This is a genomic window from Pseudonocardia hispaniensis (genome assembly GCF_042658695.1).
In the GTDB taxonomy this organism is placed as follows: domain Bacteria; phylum Actinomycetota; class Actinomycetes; order Mycobacteriales; family Pseudonocardiaceae; genus Pseudonocardia; species Pseudonocardia hispaniensis.
In genome coordinates this window covers 199,737-216,716 of sequence record NZ_JBHSQW010000001.1, presented here as the reverse complement: position 1 = coordinate 216,716, position 16,980 = coordinate 199,737, and the positions used below count along the sequence as shown (strand labels likewise).

The 16,980-nt window shown below is 71.5% G+C and carries 18 protein-coding genes and 1 pseudogene; 12 read left to right on the top strand and 7 right to left on the bottom strand.

Going from position 1 to position 16,980, the window contains the following annotated elements:
- Nucleotides 1–8: 8 nt before the first annotated feature.
- Together ACFQE5_RS01080 and ACFQE5_RS01075 are read left to right on the top strand one after the other, a co-directional pair.
- Nucleotides 9–248: a hexameric tyrosine-coordinated heme protein gene (locus tag ACFQE5_RS01080; RefSeq protein WP_379581694.1), complete on the top strand. Its 240-nt coding sequence runs from the start codon at nucleotides 9–11 to the stop codon at nucleotides 246–248.
- A gap of 19 nt (nucleotides 249–267) precedes the next feature.
- A pseudogene (locus ACFQE5_RS01075) lies at nucleotides 268–426 on the top strand (superoxide dismutase [Ni]); the annotation flags it as partial.
- Nucleotides 427–453: 27 nt separating this feature from the next.
- Here ACFQE5_RS01075 and ACFQE5_RS01070 read toward each other — a convergent pair.
- From ACFQE5_RS01070 to ACFQE5_RS01060, 3 genes are read right to left on the bottom strand one after another with little or no spacing between them, the layout of a single operon-like run.
- Entirely contained in the window at nucleotides 454–1,401 is a 948-nt protein-coding gene (locus ACFQE5_RS01070; protein ID WP_379581692.1) for a hydroxymethylglutaryl-CoA lyase, read from the bottom strand.
- The gene (locus ACFQE5_RS01065; RefSeq protein WP_379581690.1) at nucleotides 1,394–1,879 is read right to left on the bottom strand and encodes a PH domain-containing protein; all 486 of its coding nucleotides are present in this window, start codon (nucleotides 1,877–1,879) and stop codon (nucleotides 1,394–1,396) included. Before ACFQE5_RS01065 ends, ACFQE5_RS01070 begins: the two co-directional genes overlap by 8 nt.
- Nucleotides 1,880–1,929: 50 nt before the next feature.
- Complete coding sequence (locus ACFQE5_RS01060; protein WP_379581688.1) at nucleotides 1,930–2,760, bottom strand: biotin--[acetyl-CoA-carboxylase] ligase; 831 nt, start codon at nucleotides 2,758–2,760, stop codon at nucleotides 1,930–1,932.
- Nucleotides 2,761–2,870: 110 nt separating this feature from the next.
- Between ACFQE5_RS01060 and ACFQE5_RS01055 the strand changes: the two genes are divergently transcribed.
- Together ACFQE5_RS01055 and ACFQE5_RS01050 are read left to right on the top strand one after the other, a co-directional pair.
- A complete protein-coding gene (locus ACFQE5_RS01055) occupies nucleotides 2,871–4,511 on the top strand; it encodes an acyl-CoA carboxylase subunit beta (RefSeq protein ID WP_379581686.1) in 1,641 nt (546 codons plus the stop codon).
- A gap of 84 nt (nucleotides 4,512–4,595) precedes the next feature.
- Nucleotides 4,596–4,835, top strand: a complete 240-nt coding sequence (locus ACFQE5_RS01050) for an acyl-CoA carboxylase subunit epsilon (protein ID WP_379581684.1) — start codon at nucleotides 4,596–4,598, stop codon at nucleotides 4,833–4,835.
- Nucleotides 4,836–4,886: 51 nt separating this feature from the next.
- Here ACFQE5_RS01050 and ACFQE5_RS01045 read toward each other — a convergent pair whose 3' ends face one another.
- The 4 genes from ACFQE5_RS01045 to ACFQE5_RS01030 are packed head-to-tail and all read right to left on the bottom strand — an operon-like array spanning nucleotide 4,887 to nucleotide 8,250.
- The gene (locus ACFQE5_RS01045; RefSeq protein WP_449301257.1) at nucleotides 4,887–5,462 is read right to left on the bottom strand and encodes a GTP-binding protein; all 576 of its coding nucleotides are present in this window, start codon (nucleotides 5,460–5,462) and stop codon (nucleotides 4,887–4,889) included.
- Nucleotides 5,452–5,820 (bottom strand): DUF742 domain-containing protein, encoded by a 369-nt coding sequence (locus ACFQE5_RS01040; protein ID WP_379581682.1) that lies wholly within the window; start codon nucleotides 5,818–5,820, stop codon nucleotides 5,452–5,454. The genes ACFQE5_RS01045 and ACFQE5_RS01040 overlap by 11 nt, the downstream gene beginning before the upstream one ends.
- Before the next feature lie 2 nt (nucleotides 5,821–5,822).
- The gene (locus ACFQE5_RS01035; RefSeq protein ID WP_379581680.1) at nucleotides 5,823–6,224 is read right to left on the bottom strand and encodes a roadblock/LC7 domain-containing protein; all 402 of its coding nucleotides are present in this window, start codon (nucleotides 6,222–6,224) and stop codon (nucleotides 5,823–5,825) included.
- Nucleotides 6,225–6,255: 31 nt separating this feature from the next.
- Nucleotides 6,256–8,250: an ATP-binding protein gene (locus ACFQE5_RS01030; protein ID WP_379581678.1), complete on the bottom strand. Its 1,995-nt coding sequence runs from the start codon at nucleotides 8,248–8,250 to the stop codon at nucleotides 6,256–6,258.
- A 439-nt stretch (nucleotides 8,251–8,689) separates the two neighbouring features.
- On the opposite strand from ACFQE5_RS01030, the gene ACFQE5_RS01025 reads away from it, so the two are divergent.
- The 8 genes from ACFQE5_RS01025 to ACFQE5_RS00990 all read left to right on the top strand — a co-directional run bounded on the left by ACFQE5_RS01025 (nucleotide 8,690) and on the right by ACFQE5_RS00990 (nucleotide 16,917).
- Nucleotides 8,690–10,420, top strand: a complete 1,731-nt coding sequence (locus ACFQE5_RS01025) for a hydrogenase maturation protein (RefSeq protein ID WP_379581676.1) — start codon at nucleotides 8,690–8,692, stop codon at nucleotides 10,418–10,420.
- 57 nt (nucleotides 10,421–10,477) lie between these two features.
- A complete protein-coding gene (locus tag ACFQE5_RS01020) occupies nucleotides 10,478–11,110 on the top strand; it encodes a Maf family protein (RefSeq protein WP_379581674.1) in 633 nt (210 codons plus the stop codon).
- Between the two features lie 41 nt (nucleotides 11,111–11,151).
- Nucleotides 11,152–12,042: a sulfurtransferase gene (locus ACFQE5_RS01015; protein WP_379581672.1), complete on the top strand. Its 891-nt coding sequence runs from the start codon at nucleotides 11,152–11,154 to the stop codon at nucleotides 12,040–12,042.
- Nucleotides 12,039–12,500 carry a SufE family protein gene (locus tag ACFQE5_RS01010; RefSeq protein WP_379581670.1) on the top strand — a complete coding sequence of 154 codons (462 nt, stop codon included), beginning with the start codon at nucleotides 12,039–12,041 and terminating at the stop codon, nucleotides 12,498–12,500. The genes ACFQE5_RS01015 and ACFQE5_RS01010 overlap by 4 nt, the downstream gene beginning before the upstream one ends.
- A gap of 109 nt (nucleotides 12,501–12,609) precedes the next feature.
- A complete protein-coding gene (locus ACFQE5_RS01005; RefSeq protein WP_379581668.1) occupies nucleotides 12,610–13,443 on the top strand; it encodes a TIGR04222 domain-containing membrane protein in 834 nt (277 codons plus the stop codon).
- A 405-nt stretch (nucleotides 13,444–13,848) separates the two neighbouring features.
- A complete protein-coding gene (locus ACFQE5_RS01000) occupies nucleotides 13,849–15,618 on the top strand; it encodes an acetyl/propionyl/methylcrotonyl-CoA carboxylase subunit alpha (protein WP_379581666.1) in 1,770 nt (589 codons plus the stop codon).
- Between the two features lie 56 nt (nucleotides 15,619–15,674).
- Nucleotides 15,675–16,241, top strand: coding sequence for a GNAT family N-acetyltransferase (locus ACFQE5_RS00995; protein WP_379581664.1), 567 nt, complete (start codon nucleotides 15,675–15,677; stop codon nucleotides 16,239–16,241).
- A gap of 205 nt (nucleotides 16,242–16,446) precedes the next feature.
- Nucleotides 16,447–16,917: a hypothetical protein gene (locus ACFQE5_RS00990; RefSeq protein WP_379581662.1), complete on the top strand. Its 471-nt coding sequence runs from the start codon at nucleotides 16,447–16,449 to the stop codon at nucleotides 16,915–16,917.
- The last annotated feature ends 63 nt before the right edge of the window (nucleotides 16,918–16,980 follow it).

Here is a 16,980-nt window from a genome sequence, read left to right as displayed (position 1 = left end):
GACGATTCGTGAACGGCGAGGTCGAACTGGTTCCGGGAAACTCCCTGCACACGGCGAGCCCCGAGGAGGGACGGGCGCTGGCGGTGCGGTTGGCCCGGCTCACGATCAAGCTCACGCAGCCCGACGCCGAGGCCCGCACGGAGGCCCGGAAGGTGTACGCGAACGACCCGGCCGCGCTCCTCGCGGTGGCGCAGGTCGTGGCCACCGAGTTCGCGACCATCGCGGCGGCCAACGACTACTGGCGCTAGACCGGCGAGGGAGGACACGATGCGGTCGACGCTGCGCCCGCGACTGGAGGCCACCGCGCACTGCGACCTGCCCTGCGGCGTGTACGACCCGGCGCAGGCCCGGATCGAGGCCGAGTCGGTGACGGCGATCCAGGAGAAGTACCAGGCCAACGACGACCCGACGGTCCGGGCGCGGGCACCTCACCGACGGTCCGTCGGTGGTGACCTAGCCGCCCAGCGCGCGCACCACGCGGGACGGGGAGGGACGCCCCAGCTTCCCGGCCATCCACGTGCTGGTCTCCACCAACGCGCGCAGGTCGACGTCGTGCCCGATACCCAGCCCGTCGAGCATCCAGACCAGGTCCTCGGTAGCGAGGTTGCCGGTGGCCGAGGCGGCGTAGGGGCAGCCGCCGAGGCCGCCCGCGCTCGCGTCGACCGTGGTGACGCCGCGGCGTAGCGCGGCGAGGGTGTTGGCCAGCGCCTGTCCGTAGGTGTCGTGGAAGTGGACGGCGAGCGCGTCGGTGCCGATCCCGGCGCTCACGCAGGCGTCGATGACTGCCTCGGCGTGCCCCGGTGTGCCGGTTCCGATGGTGTCACCGAGCGAGAGTTGCCAGCAGCCCATCTCGACGAGCCGCCTGCCGACGACGGCGACCTGCGCCGGGGTGACCGCGCCCTCCCACGGGTCGCCGAAGGCCATCGACACGTAGGCACGCACCCGCAGCCCTTCGCCGCGTGCCCGCTTCACGACCGGGTCGAACATGGTGAACTGCTCGTCGAGGGTGCGGTTGAGGTTCTTGCGCGCGAACGTCTCCGTAGCGCTGGCGAAGATCGCGATATGCCGCACGCCCGCGTCGAGCGCCCGGTCGAGGCCGCGCTCGTTGGGCACCAGCACCGGGTAGTCGATCCCGTCCCGGCGGCCGAGCCGCTCCAGCAGGTCGGCGGCGTCCGCGAGCTGGGGGACCCACTTCGGATGCACGAAGCTGGTCGCCTCCAGGACACCGAGCCCCGCGTCGGCGAGCCGGTCCAGGAACTCCGCCTTGACCTCGACGGGGACCACCGTCTTCTCGTTCTGCAGCCCGTCGCGGGCACCGACCTCGTAGATGGTGACCCGCTCGGGAAGCCCGTCGGTGGGAACCTGCATCGGTAGCTGCCGGATCCCGGCCTGCTCACTCATCGTCGACCACCTCGTGATAGAGCGTCGCGTGCACCCGCTCGACGTCCGGCACGTCGTCGAACTCCAGCGGTTCGTCGGACGCCGACTCGATGACCAGCGTGCCGCATCGCAGCAGTCGTTCGACCAGGGTGTGGCGGAACTGGACACTGTTGATGCGGCTCATCGGGATGTCGATGCCCTGCCGCGACAGCACTCCCTCGCGCACGAGCACGCGGTGAGTGGTCACCACGAAATGCGTCGTGCGCCAGCGAACGAACGGCAACGCGGTGAACCAGAGGACGATCAGCACTCCGACGGCGGCGAGCGCGATCCATGCGATGGACGCCCAGCTCTGGTTGCGGACCAGTGCGGCGAGATAGGCCGCCACGCCGACGGTGACCAGGAACACCAGCACCGGCAGGACCAACATCTTCCAATGCGGATGTTTGTGCAGCACGACCCGCTCTCCATCGACGAGCAGGTCGTCCGGGTAGGCCATCGAGCCAATGTAGCGGGTCGATCATGCCGCCTTCGGTCACCGGAGCCGGCTCAGCCGCTCGCCGGCCGCAGATGCACCACATCGCCCGCGGTCACCCCTTGGCGCGCGCCGTCCTGCCCCAGCAGCAGCAGCCGGCCGTGCCCGTCGATGTCCTCGGCCATCCCCACCCGGGTCTCGCCACCGGGCAACTCCACCCTGACCTGCATGCCGAGGCTGAGGCACGCGGCTCGGTAGGCGGCGTGCAGGCCGGCGGCCTCGGCGTCACCGCCGGCCTCCCGCCAGTGGGCCTCGCGCTCGGCGAGCCGGGTGAGCAGGACGATGAGCAGATCGCTGCGATCGACGTCGGCGGCCCCCTCCTCGGCCAGCGACGTCGCGCCGGCGGGCAGCTGCGCGCGGCTCGCCGCCACGTTGAGTCCGATGCCCAGCACCACCCCGGGACCACCGCCGCCCACCGCCGTCATCTCGGCGAGGATCCCGGCGGCCTTGCGCTGCTCGGTACCGAGCAGCAGGTCGTTGGGCCACTTCAGGCCGGCCTCGGCCGGACAGAACTCGCGCACGGCGTCGAGCAGCGCGAGCCCGCCCAGCATCGGCAGCCAACCGAACCGGTCGGCCGGGACACCGACGGGCCGCCACAGCACGCTGACGGTGATCCCGGAACCGGGGGGCGACTCCCAGGTCCGGGCGAGCCTGCCGCGTCCGCTGGCCTGGTGCTCGGCGACGAGCACCGAACGGTCGGGCGCGCCCGCGGCCGCCGCGGCGAGCAGGTCGGCGTTGGTCGACCCGGTCCGCTCGACCACGTCAAGGTTCGCCCACGGCCCGACCGGGGCGAGCAGCGTCGTGCGCAGCCGGTCGACGTCCAGGGGTGAGGTATCCGGGCTCACGAGGGGTGACGGTATCCGCTGCGGGCCCGCCGCGCCCGCGCGGGCACGTGACCCAGACCGCCCTCGGATGACCATCACATGCGGCCCGCGGCGAGTTAGGCTCCCCGTTCATGAGCGCCGCGACCGAGCCGATGGGGGCCCACGGGGATCTCCCCGGCGAGCCCGATATCCACACCACCGCCGGTAAGCTGGCCGACCTCTACCGGCGCTACGACGAGGCGGTGCACGCCGGCTCCGCGGCGGCGGTCGAGCGGCAGCACGCCAAGGGCCGTCAGACCGCCCGCGAACGGATCGACCAGCTTCTCGACCCGGGCTCGTTCATCGAGCTCGACGCGCTGATGCGGCACCGCTCGACGAACTTCGGGATGCAGGACAAACGGCCCTTCGGGGACGGCGTCGTCACCGGCACCGGGACCATCGACGGCCGCCCGGTCGCGGTGTTCAGCCAGGACGCCACGGTCTTCGGCGGCTCGCTCGGCGAGGTCTACGGCGAGAAGATCGTCAAGGTCATGGACTATGCCGCCAAGGTCGGCTGCCCCGTCATCGGGATCAACGACGGCGGCGGGGCGCGGATCCAGGAGGGTGTCGTCGCCCTCGGCCTCTACGGCGAGATCTTCATGCGCAACGTGCGCAGCTCCGGGGTGATCCCACAGATCTCGCTGATCATGGGCCCGTGCGCGGGCGGGGCGGTGTACTCCCCCGCGCTCACCGACTTCACGGTGATGGTCGACGAGACCAGCCACATGTTCATCACCGGCCCCGACGTGATCAAGACCGTCACCGGTGAGGACGTCGAGATGGAGGAGCTCGGCGGCGGACGCGCGCACAACACGAAGTCCGGCGTGGCGCACTACCTCGGCGCCGACGAGGACGACGCGATCTCCTATGTCAAGGAGCTGCTGAGCTTCCTGCCGTCCAACAACCTGTCCGAGCCCCCGTCGTTCCCGGCGCCGGAGCCGATGTCCGGATCGATCGCCGACGACCTCACCGACAGCGACCGGGAGCTCGACGCGATCATCCCGGACTCGCCGAACACCCCCTACGACATCCGCGAGGTGATCAACCGGGTCGTGGACGAGGGCGAGTTCCTCGAGGTCCACGAGTTGTTCGCGCCGAACATCGTGGTGGGCTTCGGGCGCATCGAGGGCCGCAGCGTCGGGGTGGTGGCCAACCAGCCCACCCAGTTCGCGGGCTGCCTGGACATCGACGCCTCGGAGAAGGCCTCGCGGTTCGTCCGCACCTGCGACGCGTTCAACATCCCGGTCGTGACGTTCGTCGACGTCCCGGGCTTCCTGCCGGGCACCGAACAGGAATGGGACGGGATCATCCGCCGCGGCGCGAAGCTGATCTATGCCTACGCCGAGGCGACCGTCCCGAAGCTCACGGTGATCACCCGCAAGGCCTACGGCGGTGCCTACGACGTCATGGGCTCCAAGCACCTCGGTGCCGACCTCAACCTCGCTTGGCCCACCGCACAGATCGCGGTGACCGGCGCGTCCGGCGCGGTGGGCATCCTCTACCGCAAGCAGCTCGCCGGGCTGGAGGGCGACGAGCTCGCCGCGCGCCGGGCGCAGCTGCAGCAGGAGTACGAGGACACCCTCTGCAATCCCTACCTCGCCGCCGACCGCGGCTACATCGACGCGGTCGTCCCGCCCTCGCACACCCGCGGCCATCTGGGCCGGGCGCTACGGAGCCTGGCGACCAAGCGCGAAACCGCGCCCGCCCGCAAGCACGGCAACATCCCCCTGTAGCGGCTTCCCCGGTGAGTGCGTAACAGTGTTAGAACACTGTTACGCACTCACCGGGGGGTTTGAGCTGCGGAAAGAGAGCTGATCGTGGGCAAGGTAACCGAGGAACAGACCCCGGAGGAGCGCCGCGCGCTGTTCCGGATCGTCCGCGGCGAACCGAGCGACGAGGAGGTGGCCGCGCTGACCGCGGTGCTCGCCGCGGCGGCCGCGGCCCCCCGGGTCATCCCGGCGCGGAAGCGCGATCTGTGGTCCGACCCGGCCCGGCGGCTGCGCACCCCGCTGCACCCGGGCCCCGGGGCCTGGCAGGCGGCGGCGCTGCCGCGCTGAGCGGAGCCCGCGGAGCGAACATCCGCGCTGAGCGGCGGCACCGCCGGTCCGTCAGCTCGCTGCGGCCGTCGTGCGCGCCAGCGCGTGCTCCACCAGCGTGATGAGCGTGCTGAGCCCCGAGTCGGGCCGTCGCGCGTCCATCCGCACCAGCGGGCAGTCGGCGGAAAGGGCGAGCGCATCGCGGACGGTGGCGTCGTCGTAGGCGTCCGTACCCGGGAACTCGTTCACCGCCACGACGAACGGGAGCCGCCGGTTCTCGAAGTAGTCGATCGCCGGAAAGCAGTCGTCCACCCGGCGCAGGTCGACGAGCACGACGGCTCCGACACAGCCGCGGGCAAGCTCGTCCCACATGAACCAGAAGCGCGACTGTCCCGGCGTGCCGAACAGGTAGAGGATCAGCGAGTCGTCGACCGTGATGCGGCCGAAGTCCATCGCCACAGTGGTCGTCTGCTTGTCCGGCACCACCATGGCGTCGTCGATCCCGATCGACGCGGTGGTCATCGCCTGCTCCGTCAGCAGCGGTGGGATCTCCGACATCGACCGCACCAGGGTGGTTTTCCCCACCCCGAATCCGCCCGCCACCAGAACCTTCAGCGGGATGAGCGCCGTGTCCTGTTCAGCGCGCACGCAACCCCTCCAACAGTCGCTCCAGCACCTCGGCGCTGGGTCCCTCGTCCGAGCTGGCCGACGGCGGCAGGTGGATGTCCAGATAGCCGGCGTCGGCGAGGTCGCCGACGAGCACCCGGGCGACGCCCACCGGCACCCCGAGCGTTGCACCGATCTCGACGAGGGAGATCGGGACGACCGCCAGCTCGACGATCGTGCGGTACTCCAGTTGCAGCTCGGCGGAACGTCCGCCGGCCGCCGTCACCGTGACGAGCGCCTCCACCGGCAGCTCCCGGCCCGTCGAACGGGTCCGGCCGCCGGTGACCGCGTAGACGGGGACGACGCGGCCCGCGGCGCGCCCAGGATCCTCGGGGGTCACCGCTAGCCCCCGGTGGCGCTGCGCGGCGCCGGGGTCAAGGCGTGGCCGACCCGATTGGCCAGCATCGTCATCTCGTAGCCGACCAGCCCGATGTCGCAGCTGCGGTCGGCGTACACGGCCAGGGTCGCGCCCTGGCTGACCGCCGTCACGAACAGGTAGCCGCCCGCCATCTCCAGGATCGTCTGCGTCACGGCCCCCGCGTTCAGCAGGTGCGCGGTTCCCCGGGCGAGGCTGACCAGCCCGGACGCCGCCGCCGACAACTGGTCACCGAGGGCGACGGCGACCCCGGGGGATGTGGCGAGGCGCAGTCCGTCGCCGGACACCACCACCGCGTGCACCACTCCCGGGACGTCACGGGCGAACTCAACCAGCAACCAGTCCAACCGACCAGCCGCGCCAGTCACCGCGCCTCCTCGACCTCAGTCGCACGCCAGCTCATTGGTCCACCTCTCCTCGACCGGGCTGTCCTTCGGGCTCGCCCTCCACGACCGCCTGCGCCGCCTGCCGGCTCGCCTGGTAGCGGGACAGCGCCCTGGCGGCCTCGGGACTGGGCGCCGTGACCGTGGCCGCCTCCGGCTCGGGCTGGCGCAACTCGGGGGCCAGATGTGACTGCGGCACCCGGCGTCGCAACCCGCCCGGACTCGGCACGGACACCGATGGACGCGGTGAGAGCGCCTCCACTGTGCGCGGCTGTGGGATCGGTGACCGCGGGGTGGGTGCGGGGTGCCGCGCGGACGACTCGGCCGACGGTGTCGGCGCGGCGACGGACGGGGCCGACGCCTCGGCAGCCGGTGTCCGGGCAGCCTCGGGCGGCGCCGACGTGACGGCGGGCGAGGATGTCCCGGCGGCGTCCGGCCGGGCGTTCGAGCCGCCGGCCGCGGTGCGATCGCTCGGATCCCACCACCCCGTCCAACCGTCGCTCTCCCCGAAGGACGGGAGCATCGTGGCCGGGGCCGGGGGCCGCGGGGGAACCCAGGTCTCGTCCCGGCCCGGTTGCACCGCGGTCGTCGTGGCCGCCGCCGCGCCGCTGGTCACGTACGTCGGCTCCGGCCGCGGATACGGGCCGGGAACGGAGGCGTGGGCGCCCCGGTTGAGCGTGGGCGCCGCAGGCGCGGGGACCGGCCCGGCCCGCAACGACTGGGTCGCGCCCGCGGCGAGCGCCGACGTGAACAGCGCGCTCGGCAGGACGACCACCGCGGTGACCCCCGTCCCCGGCGTGGCGCTGAGCGAGACCTCGATACCGTGCCGCACGGCCAGGCGGGCGACGACGTGGAATCCCAGGCGCTGCGAGACCGACAGGTCCACCTCGGGCGGCGAGGCGAGCATCGCGTTGGCCGCCGCCATCTCGTCCTCGGGCATGCCGACGCCCCAGTCCTCGACGGTCAGCAGCTGCCCGCCCTCGTCCCGGGGGTTGGGCCGGGTACGGATCGTCACCGAGGTCTCGGGTGGGGAGAACCGGACCGCGTTCTCGGTCAGCTCGGCGAGCAGGTGGGTGAGGTCGGCGACGGTGTGCCCGGCCACCGCCGCCTGGTCGTCCACGACGAACACGACGCGGTCGAGGTCCTCGGTCTCGGCGATCGCGGCACGCACGACATCACGCAGCGGGACCGGCGCGGACCAGGTACGCGGCGGTTGCTCACCGGCGAGCACCAGCAGGTTCTCGGCATTGCGGCGCACCCGGGTGGCCAGGTGGTCGAGCCGGAACAGTTCGGCCAACGCGTCGGGGTCCTGCTCCTTCTCCTCCAGCTGGTTGATGATGTCGAGCTGCTTGTGGAGCATCGACTGGTTCCGCCGCGCGAGGTTGACCAGCAGGTCCGAGGCGAACCTGCGCCGTCCGATCTCCGCGTCCGCGGTGATCAGCTGGCGGCCGAGCTCCTCCTTCTCGGACTGCTCGTCCTCGGTGATCTTCCAGAAGATCACGACACCGGCGCAGGCGATGAGCACCGCGATGCCGTGGATGAACGACCACAGCCACGGGTTCGCCTGCGCCGCCGGGTGGTTGAAGATCAACGCACCGAAGCCGATCACGCCGATGCCGTGGCTGACCGTGGTGAACACGGCGTTCCACAGGAACGGAACCCAGTCCTGGTAGAGCGCGATGAAGCCGATGATGATGAAGAAGTGGAAGTGCGCTTCGATCGTGCCCCGGGTGAGCAGCACCAACGCCAGGGAGCAGGAGACGAACCCGCCGGTGATGAAGAACGACGCGAGCCGGCGGTGCCGGATCAGGTGTCCGAGGACGAGTCCGGCGATCGGGGCGATCAACGCGGCACCGACCGCCATGACGGACCAGCCGAGGGAGAGCCCCAGCACCGCGATCACCGGCACGTGCGCCAGCAGGATCCACTGCAGCAAGCGGTGCCGACGCTGCCATGCCTTGGCGTCCAACGTGTTGCCGCGCGGCAGGTACTCGAGCAGCTTCCTGATCACCCGGCCACCACCCTCTCCTCAAGGCCCTCGGGGCGCCTCGCCGCCCGATTCATCGCGAGGAAGATACAAGAACCCGCGCCCTTGGCCACTCGATAGGATGACGTTCCGCACTCACTCGTGTGAGGAGAGTGCCACTGAGCGCACACAGATGCCCATTTGTCGAACTCCGGCGAGTGAGGAACATCTCCTCTCCCGGGAGGGATCCCCTCGCGTGATCGGGGACCATCGCGCCCATCAGGCAACTTGTCCGCGCCGCGGACGCGAGCGCTCCCGCCGACACACCGCGCATTGACCCATCCGGCCCGCCCCACTACGTCGATCGGCGCAGTTCGGCCGCGAACATCAAGAGGTAGCGTCGTGCCCGTCCCTGCCGCTCCCCGGCCTGCGCGACCCCACCCGCCTGGATGCGCACTGCACGGCACACGAATCCGGAGTCGTCTTGAGGATCCTGCTGCTCTGCTCTGCTTTCAACGGTCTCAGCCAGCGAGCCTGGACCGAGCTGCGCGCCGCCGGACACGAGGTCTCGGTGCAGCTTGCCGCCGGCCCGGACCTGGTCGTCCGCGCGGTCGCAGAGCGCGAACCCGATCTCGTCCTGTGCCCGTTCCTGCGCGAGCGGGTTCCCGACGAGGTCTGGCAGAAGCACCGGACGATCATCATTCACCCCGGGCCGATGGGTGACCGGGGATCGTCCTCATTGGACTGGGCGATCACCGGGGCCGAACCGGTGTGGGGGGTCACCGCCCTCCAGGCGATCGACGAGATGGACGCGGGTCCGATCTGGGCGACGCGCACCTTCCCGATGCCCGCCGATCCGGCGCGCAAGAGCACGCTCTACAACACCGCGGTGGCCGATGCCGCGATCAGCCTGATCCACGAGGTGGTGGCCAAGGCCGCCGACCCGACGTTCGAACCCACACCGCTGGACTACGCCCACCCCGATGTGATCGGCCGGCTGCGCCCCACGATGAAGCAGGCCGACCGCGCCTTCAGCTGGTCCGACTCGACCGAGGACATCCTGCGCCGGATCCGGGCCGCCGACGGCTCCCCCGGCGTCCGCACGACGCTGGCCGACATCCCGGTGTCGGTATTCGACGCGTACCCCGGATCGGCGCCTCCCGGCGAACCCGGCACGATCGCGCTGCGCCGACACGGAGCCGTGCTCGTCCGCACCGGTGACGGCGCGGTGTGGGTGGGACATGCCAAACGCCTCGCGTCCGATGCGCGCCCGGCGGTCAAGCTGCCCGCCGCCATGGCCCTCGGCCGGGCGGTCGTCTGGGTCCCGGAGGCGCTCGAGCCGCTCGAGGCGGACAGCGAGAACGACGGGTACCGCGAGATCAGCTACCGACGGGTGGGGGACGTCGGGATCCTGCACTTCGACTTCTACAACGGCGCGATGTCCACCGCGCAGTGTCACCGGCTGGCCGCGGCGCTGCGCCACGCGACGGCGCAGGACACGAAGGTGCTGCTCTTCCAGGGTGGCGAGGTCTTCTCCAACGGCGTGCATCTCAACGTCATCGAGGCCCACGCCGATCCGATGGCGGAGGCCTGGCGCAACATCAATGCGATCAACGACGTCTGCCGCGAGATCATCACCTGCACCGGACAGCTGGTGATCTCGGCCGTGGGCGGCGGTGCGGGCGCGGGTGGCGTGATGCTGGCGCTCGGCGCCGACCGCGTGCTGCTGCGGGACGGCGTCGTGCTCAACCCGCACTACCGGACGATGGGCCTGTACGGCTCGGAGTACTGGACCTACGTCCTGCCCCGACGCGTCGGCGAGGAACAGGCGCAACGGCTGACCACCGCCTGCGATCCGGTCGGTGCCGCCGAGGCGGTCCGGATCGGGCTCGCCGACGAGGTACTCACCGGCGACCCCGCCGAGTTCCCCGCCGCCGCGCTCGAGTACGCCGCCGCGCTCGCCGCCGACGCCGAGTACGTGAGACTGCTCACGACCAAGCGGACCACCCGGGAGCTCGACGAGCGGCACCGGCCGCTGGAGACCTACCGGATCCGGGAGCTCGCGGAGATGAGCCGCGACATCTTCGACGACCGCAGCGGCTTCGCCGCGGCCCGGCACGCGTTCGTCACCAAGCAGAAGCCCGCGACGACGACCGCCACGGTGCCGGCGCCGCGCCCAGCACTGGCGGACGAGGTGGAGCCCGCGGCCGGCTGACCGTCGGATCGGCGATCGCGCCCCGGAGACCGGGCGTACCGGGCGTACTGTCGTCCCGTGCGCGTCATCCTCGCCTCCGCGTCACCGGCCCGGCTCGCCGTGCTGCGCGCCGCGGGCCTCGCCCCTCTCGTCGTGCGCTCCAACGTGGACGAGGACGCGTTGCTGGCGGCCATGCCCGGGGCGAGCGCGGGCGAGCTGGTGACCATGCTCGCCGGGGCGAAGGCGACCACTGTGGCCCGCCAGATCGCCGGGGACCACCCCGAGGCCCTCGTCATCGGCTGTGACTCGATGCTGCACATCGACGGCGCGATCGTCGGCAAACCCGCCGACGCCGCCGAGGCGCGGCAGCGGTGGAAGGCGATGGCGGGTGAGACCGGCGAGCTCGTCACGGGGCACGCCGTGCTGCGGCTGGCCGCGGGTGAGATCGACCGGGTCGCCGAGGGACACGCCACGACCGCCGTGCGCTTCGGCGAACCCACCGAGGCCGAGCTCGAGGCCTACCTCGCCACCGGGGAGCCGCTGGCCGTCGCGGGTGCCTTCACCCTCGACGGACTCGGCGGCTGGTTCGTCGAAGGCATTCACGGCGATCCGTCGAACGTGATCGGTATCAGCCTGCCGCTGGTTCGGCGTCTGCTGGCCGGGGTCGGCGTCAGTCCCGTGCAGCTGTGGAGTCATGACCGGACCGGCTGAGATCCGACGCGCGGCAGGCTGACGACGACTACCCTTACCTCATGGCAGTGCCCTACGACACCGATCCGAAACTCGCCGAGTACGCCCACCCCGAGCGCCTCGTCACCACCGACTGGCTCGCGAAGAACCTGGGGACCGACGGCCTCGTGGTCGCGGAGTCGGATGAGGACGTCCTGCTCTACGACACCGGGCACATCCCGGGTGCGGTGAAGGTCGACTGGCACACCGAGCTGAACGACCCGGTGACCCGCGACTACGTCGACGGTGCCCGGTTCGCCGAGCTGTGCGCCGAGCGGGGCATCTCCCGGGACACCACGGTGGTCTTCTACGGCGACAAGAACAATTGGTGGGCCGCCTATGCGCTGTGGGTGTTCAGCCTGTTCGGCCATCCCGACGTGCGGCTGCTCGACGGCGGCCGGGCCAAGTGGATCGCCGAGGGCCGCGAGATGACCGGCGCGCTGCCGAAGCCACCCCGCGCCGACTACCCGGTGGTCGAACGCGACGACCGCACCATCCGGGCATTCCGGGACGACGTTCTCGCGCACCTGGGCAAGGCCCTCGTCGACGTCCGCTCGCCCGGTGAGTACACCGGCGAACTGCTGCACATGCCCGACTATCCGCAGGAGGGCGCCGTCCGCGGCGGGCACATCCCCGGCGCGGCCAGCGTGCCGTGGGCCCGCGCGGCGGCCGAGGATGCGACGTTCAAGCCGCGCGCCGAGCTGGAGGCGATCTATCTGCGGGAACAGGGGCTCGCGCCGACCGACGACGTGGTGGCCTATTGCCGGATCGGCGAGCGCTCCAGCCACACCTGGTTCGTGCTGACCCACCTGCTGGGCTTTCCGAAGGTCCGCAACTACGACGGCAGCTGGACCGAATGGGGCAACACGGTGCGGGTCCCGATCGCGACCGGACCGGAGCGCGGACAGGTATGAGCACCCAGGAACGGCGGACGCTGCCCCCGCGGCTGGCGGAGCTGGTCGAGGACTTCGCCGACATCGGGCCGTCCGACCGGCTGCAGCTGCTGCTCGAACTGTCGGGGGAGCTGCCGGCGCTGCCCGCCCGCTACGCCGACGCAGCGGACACGATGGAGCAGGTGCACGAGTGCCAGTCGCCACTGTTCCTGGCGGTGGAGGTCGCCCCCGGCGAGGACGCGGCCGAGCGGACGGTGCACCTGTTCTTCTCCGCACCGCCGGAAGCCCCCACGACGCGCGGGTTTGCCGCGATCATGCACACCGGTCTCGACGGGGAGTCCGCGGCCGACGTCCTGGCCGTCCCCAACGACTTCTACACCGCGCTGGGGCTGAGCCAGGCCGTGAGCCCGCTTCGGCTGCGCGGGATGGCGGCGATCCTGGCGCGCATCAAGAACCAGGTCCGCACCGCCACGGCCTGAGCGCGAGCGCCGCTACACCAACCTCAAGTCCTGGTCAAGAACGTTCCGTCCGCTCGCCGCGCTGAGCAGACTCTGACTCGTCTCATGAGGACGGCTCTGGAGGAGTTCAGTGAGCTCACCCGTAGCGACGAGCGACACCTGGGGCATCAGCGCAACCACGTTCCTGATGGCCTATCTCGTGATCGCGGCGGCGGTCTGGGTGGCCGCGGCGCGGGCCCGGCGCGTCATCGCCGATCGCCGCGGCGATCGGCCGGTTCCCGACCTGACCAGCCGACCCCACGAGGTGGCCTATCTCAACGACGGCGCCGACCTCGCGGTCTACTCGGCGCTGAGCTCGATGCACCGCACCGGAGCGATCGTCACCGCCGGCCGCGGCAACGTCCGGGCCAGCGGCCCGGCCCCGGTGGGCGCCGACGCCCTGGAACAGGCCATCCACCGCACCGCCGCGGTCCCGGTGCCGCGGCACCGGCTGCGCTTTCACCGCCCGGTGGCCGACGTGCTGGCCGAGATCGACCGCAGGCTCACCGATGCGGGCCTGCTGCTGACGGCCGACGAGCGCCACTCGATCCGCCAGATCGGCCGGTGGATGCTGGCCGTCGCGGGTCTTGGTCTGGTCCGGCTGCTCTCCGAGCTGGCGAACGCGCGTCCGGCCGGGCCTCTGCTGCTCGCGCTGCTGCTCGTCACGGGGGTCGCGCTCGTCCACCTGAGCGTGGCGCCACGGCGCAGCAGGCTCGGTGACCGGACGCTGGCGCGCCTGCGCCGCGAGCAGCACGACCTGGCCCCGGAGATGCGGACCGACCGGACCGCTCACGGCGCCACCAGCGCCGCGCTCGCGATCGGGGTGTTCGGGATGAGCGCGCTGTGGGCGTGCGACCCGGTGTTCGCCGACCAGTTGGCCGCACGGCGGGTCCCCGCAGCCAGCGGCGGTAGGTGCGGCGACTGAACCCTCCCCCGCATTCGGCCACCACCACCGGCGGCTCACGACCGGTGCCGGCATCCGCCCGCCCGAGCTCCCCGGCGCCCTCGCCGAGCCCCCCGACCCGCGATCCGAGGTGATCGCCGCATCCTTCGCTCCCGCAGTTCCGCCTCGAGGGGTGGCGGAGCTGCGGGAGCGGCTTCACGGGCCCGGTCGTGGTGCCCGCCACGCCCGCGTGTCCTCGACGGTCGGCGACCGGACGCCGCGACTGCGCTCCCCCGGACGGTGAGAACCTGATCGGGTGGGTCATGGGCGAAAGCGTCGGGTACGCCACATCTGCTCGCGTCGGGCGTACCGGGTGTGAACTTCTAGAATCCGCGATAACCCAGTGCGCCGGCGGATCGGGCCCGGCCCAGTCACGAGGAGGCCGAAGTGCCGAAGCTGCGCAAAGTTCTCGTCGCCAACCGGGGCGAGATCGCCGTTCGGGTGATCCGCGCCGCGAGGGACGCCGGGCTTGGCAGCGTCGCGGTCTACGCCGACCCGGACCGGGATGCGCCGTTCGTCCGGTTGGCCGACGAGGCCTTCGCCCTGGGTGGCAACACCGCCGCCGAGTCCTACCTCGACTTCGACAAGATCATCGGGGCGGCGCGGCGGGCGGGGGCGGACGCCATCCATCCCGGCTATGGCTTCCTCGCCGAGAACGCCGACTTCGCCCAGGCGGTGATCGACGCCGGTTTCGTCTGGATCGGCCCGACCCCGCAGGCCATCCGCGACCTCGGTGACAAGGTCACCGCGCGGCATATCGCGATGCGCGCGGGTGCCCCGCTGGTGCCCGGGACGACCGACCCGGTCGGCTCGGCCGACGAGGTCGTCGCGTTCGCCGCGGAGCACGGGCTTCCCGTCGCCATCAAGGCGGCGTTCGGCGGCGGCGGACGCGGGATGAAGGTCGTCCGGGAGCTGTCGGAGATCACCGAGCTGTACGAGTCGGCGGTGCGCGAGGCCACCGCGGCGTTCGGCCGCGGCGAATGCTTCGTCGAGCGCTATCTGGATCGGCCGCGCCACGTCGAGGCGCAGGTGCTCGCCGATGTCCACGGCAACGTCATCGTCGTGGGCACCCGCGACTGCTCGCTGCAGCGCCGGTTCCAGAAGCTCGTGGAGGAGGCGCCCGCGCCCTTCCTGACCGACGCGCAGCGCAAGACCATCCACGACGCGTCCAAGGCCATCTGCAAGCAGGCCGGCTACCACGGCGCGGGCACCGTGGAGTTCCTCGTCGGCCAGGACGGACTGATCTCCTTCCTGGAGGTCAACACCCGGCTGCAGGTTGAACACCCCGTCTCGGAGGAGACCTCCGGGCTGGACCTGGTGCGCGAGCAGTTCCGCATCGCCGAGGGTGCACCGCTGCCTCTGCTCGAGGACCCCCAGCCGCGCGGGCATTCGATCGAGTTCCGGATCAACGGCGAGGACGCCGGGCGCAACTTCCTGCCCGCCCCCGGCACCGTCACCGCGATCACCTTCCCGGGCGGACCGGGAGTGCGCGTCGACGCCGGCGTGGCGGCCGGATCGGTCATCGGCGGGCAGTTCGACTCGCTGCTGGCCAAGTTGATCGTCACCGGCGCCGACCGCGCGCAGGCACTGGAGCGCTCCCGCCGGGCACTGGCCGAGTTCCAGGTCGAGGGCATGGCCACGGTGCTCCCGTTCCACCGCATCGTCGTCGACGACCCCGCCTTCGCCGCCGACCGCGCGGAGGACTTCACCGTCCACACCCGCTGGATCGAGACCGAGTGGAACAACACCATCGCGCCGTTCGACGACGACGTGGCCGACGCCGACGCCGCGGCGCCGCGGCAGAGCGTCGTGATCGAGGTGGATGGACGCAGGCTCGAGGTCTCGCTGCCCGGCGACCTGACGTTCGGTGGCGCCACCGGGACCGCCGCCAAGGGGGCCACACCACGTAAGCGCGCCGGCCGGGGTGGCGGCGCGAAGGTCTCCGGCGACGCCGTGACCGCCCCGATGCAGGGCACGATCATCAAGGTGGCGGTGTCCGACGGCGACGCCGTGTCCGCCGGCGACCTCATCGTCGTGCTGGAGGCGATGAAGATGGAGAACCCGGTCACCGCGCACAAGGACGGCACGGTCACCGGACTGTCCGCCGAGGCGGGCAGCTCGGTCTCCCAGGGCACCGTGATCTGCGAGATCACGTGAGCCGTGACTGCCGGACGGTGTGCTGACAGTTCCGCACCCGTCGGCACGGAGCGCAGATGGAACCCATCGAGATCAACGCCGGAACCTGGTATCTGCGCGCGTTGCGTGCCGACAACCGCATCGACGACCGGCCGGCCGTGCTCGCCGCCGCACTCGACCCGGAGATCACGCGCTGGCGACACGGCCCGGAGCCGACCCTCGACGCCGCGGGCGCCCTCGTCGCCGAACGGGCGGCCGCCTGGGCCGCGGGCCGCGCCTGCTCCTGGGCGGTCTGCGAGCCCACGACCGGTGAGATGGTCGGCGAGGTGGTCCTCGCCGACCTGAACCCGGCCATCGGTGCCGCGAACCTCACGTGGTGGGCGCTGCCGATGGGCCGTGACCGCGGCATCGCCCCGGCGGTGTCGGCCGCGTTGCGGTTCGGGTTCGGCGGGCTCGGGCTGCACCGCGTCGGGCATGCCTGGGCCGAGGAGAACGATGCCGCCGCCCGCGTCGGGTCGATCTGCGGGTTCACGATCGAGGGCAGGCAACGAGCTGCGTGGGTGGTCGACGGCCGCCGGGTCGACATCATCGTCGCGGGTCGACTCGCCACCGACGAGATTGACAGCAACTCGTTCGGTGCCTAACGTGGCCCCGCCAGGTTCTTCCACACCGAACCGCACCGTGCTGAACAAGTACATAGCGGACAGGCAGTGATGTACCCGTGTGATCATCCACGGGGCCCGGTTGATTCCGCCACGCGGAACGAGACCGCGCCGCGGATCCGTTCGCCACGCAGGCCAAGCCGCGCCGCGAACACGTCCACCGTCACCACGGACCCAAGGATCCGTCATGCCCCTCGACAACGTGTACGTGACGAGTCACATTCACGTGGATGGGCCGATTCCCGGCCCACATTCCCTGCTCAGCCTGGCCTCGGCCGCACACACCGCGGACGGGGTCCTGATCACAACGTTCACGATGAACCTGCGTGAACTGCCCGGTGCCACCCTCCACCCGATCGCGCTGAGGTCCTGGCGCCACCGGGCGGAGGACTGGCTCACCACCCACCGGGCGTCCCGCCCACCCGCCATCGCGATGAGCGCCTACAGCAGCTGGGTCGAGCAACTCCCAGGGCGTCCGGTGTTCGTCGCCGACCCCGAAGCGCGCGACTACCTGTTCCTCTACTGGTATCTCCAGCGCTTCACCGGGCGCTGGCCCTTCACCAGGACCAGCACCAACGCCGCCATCCGGGAACAGCTCCCGACCGTGCCGGTGTGCACGCTCAGCGGCTGCCGAGAGCCACTCGCGCAGACCAGCTGACGATCGTGCGACGCCCCGGCGAACCGGACTGCAGCCGGTTCGCCGGGGCTTTCGCATGTCCAG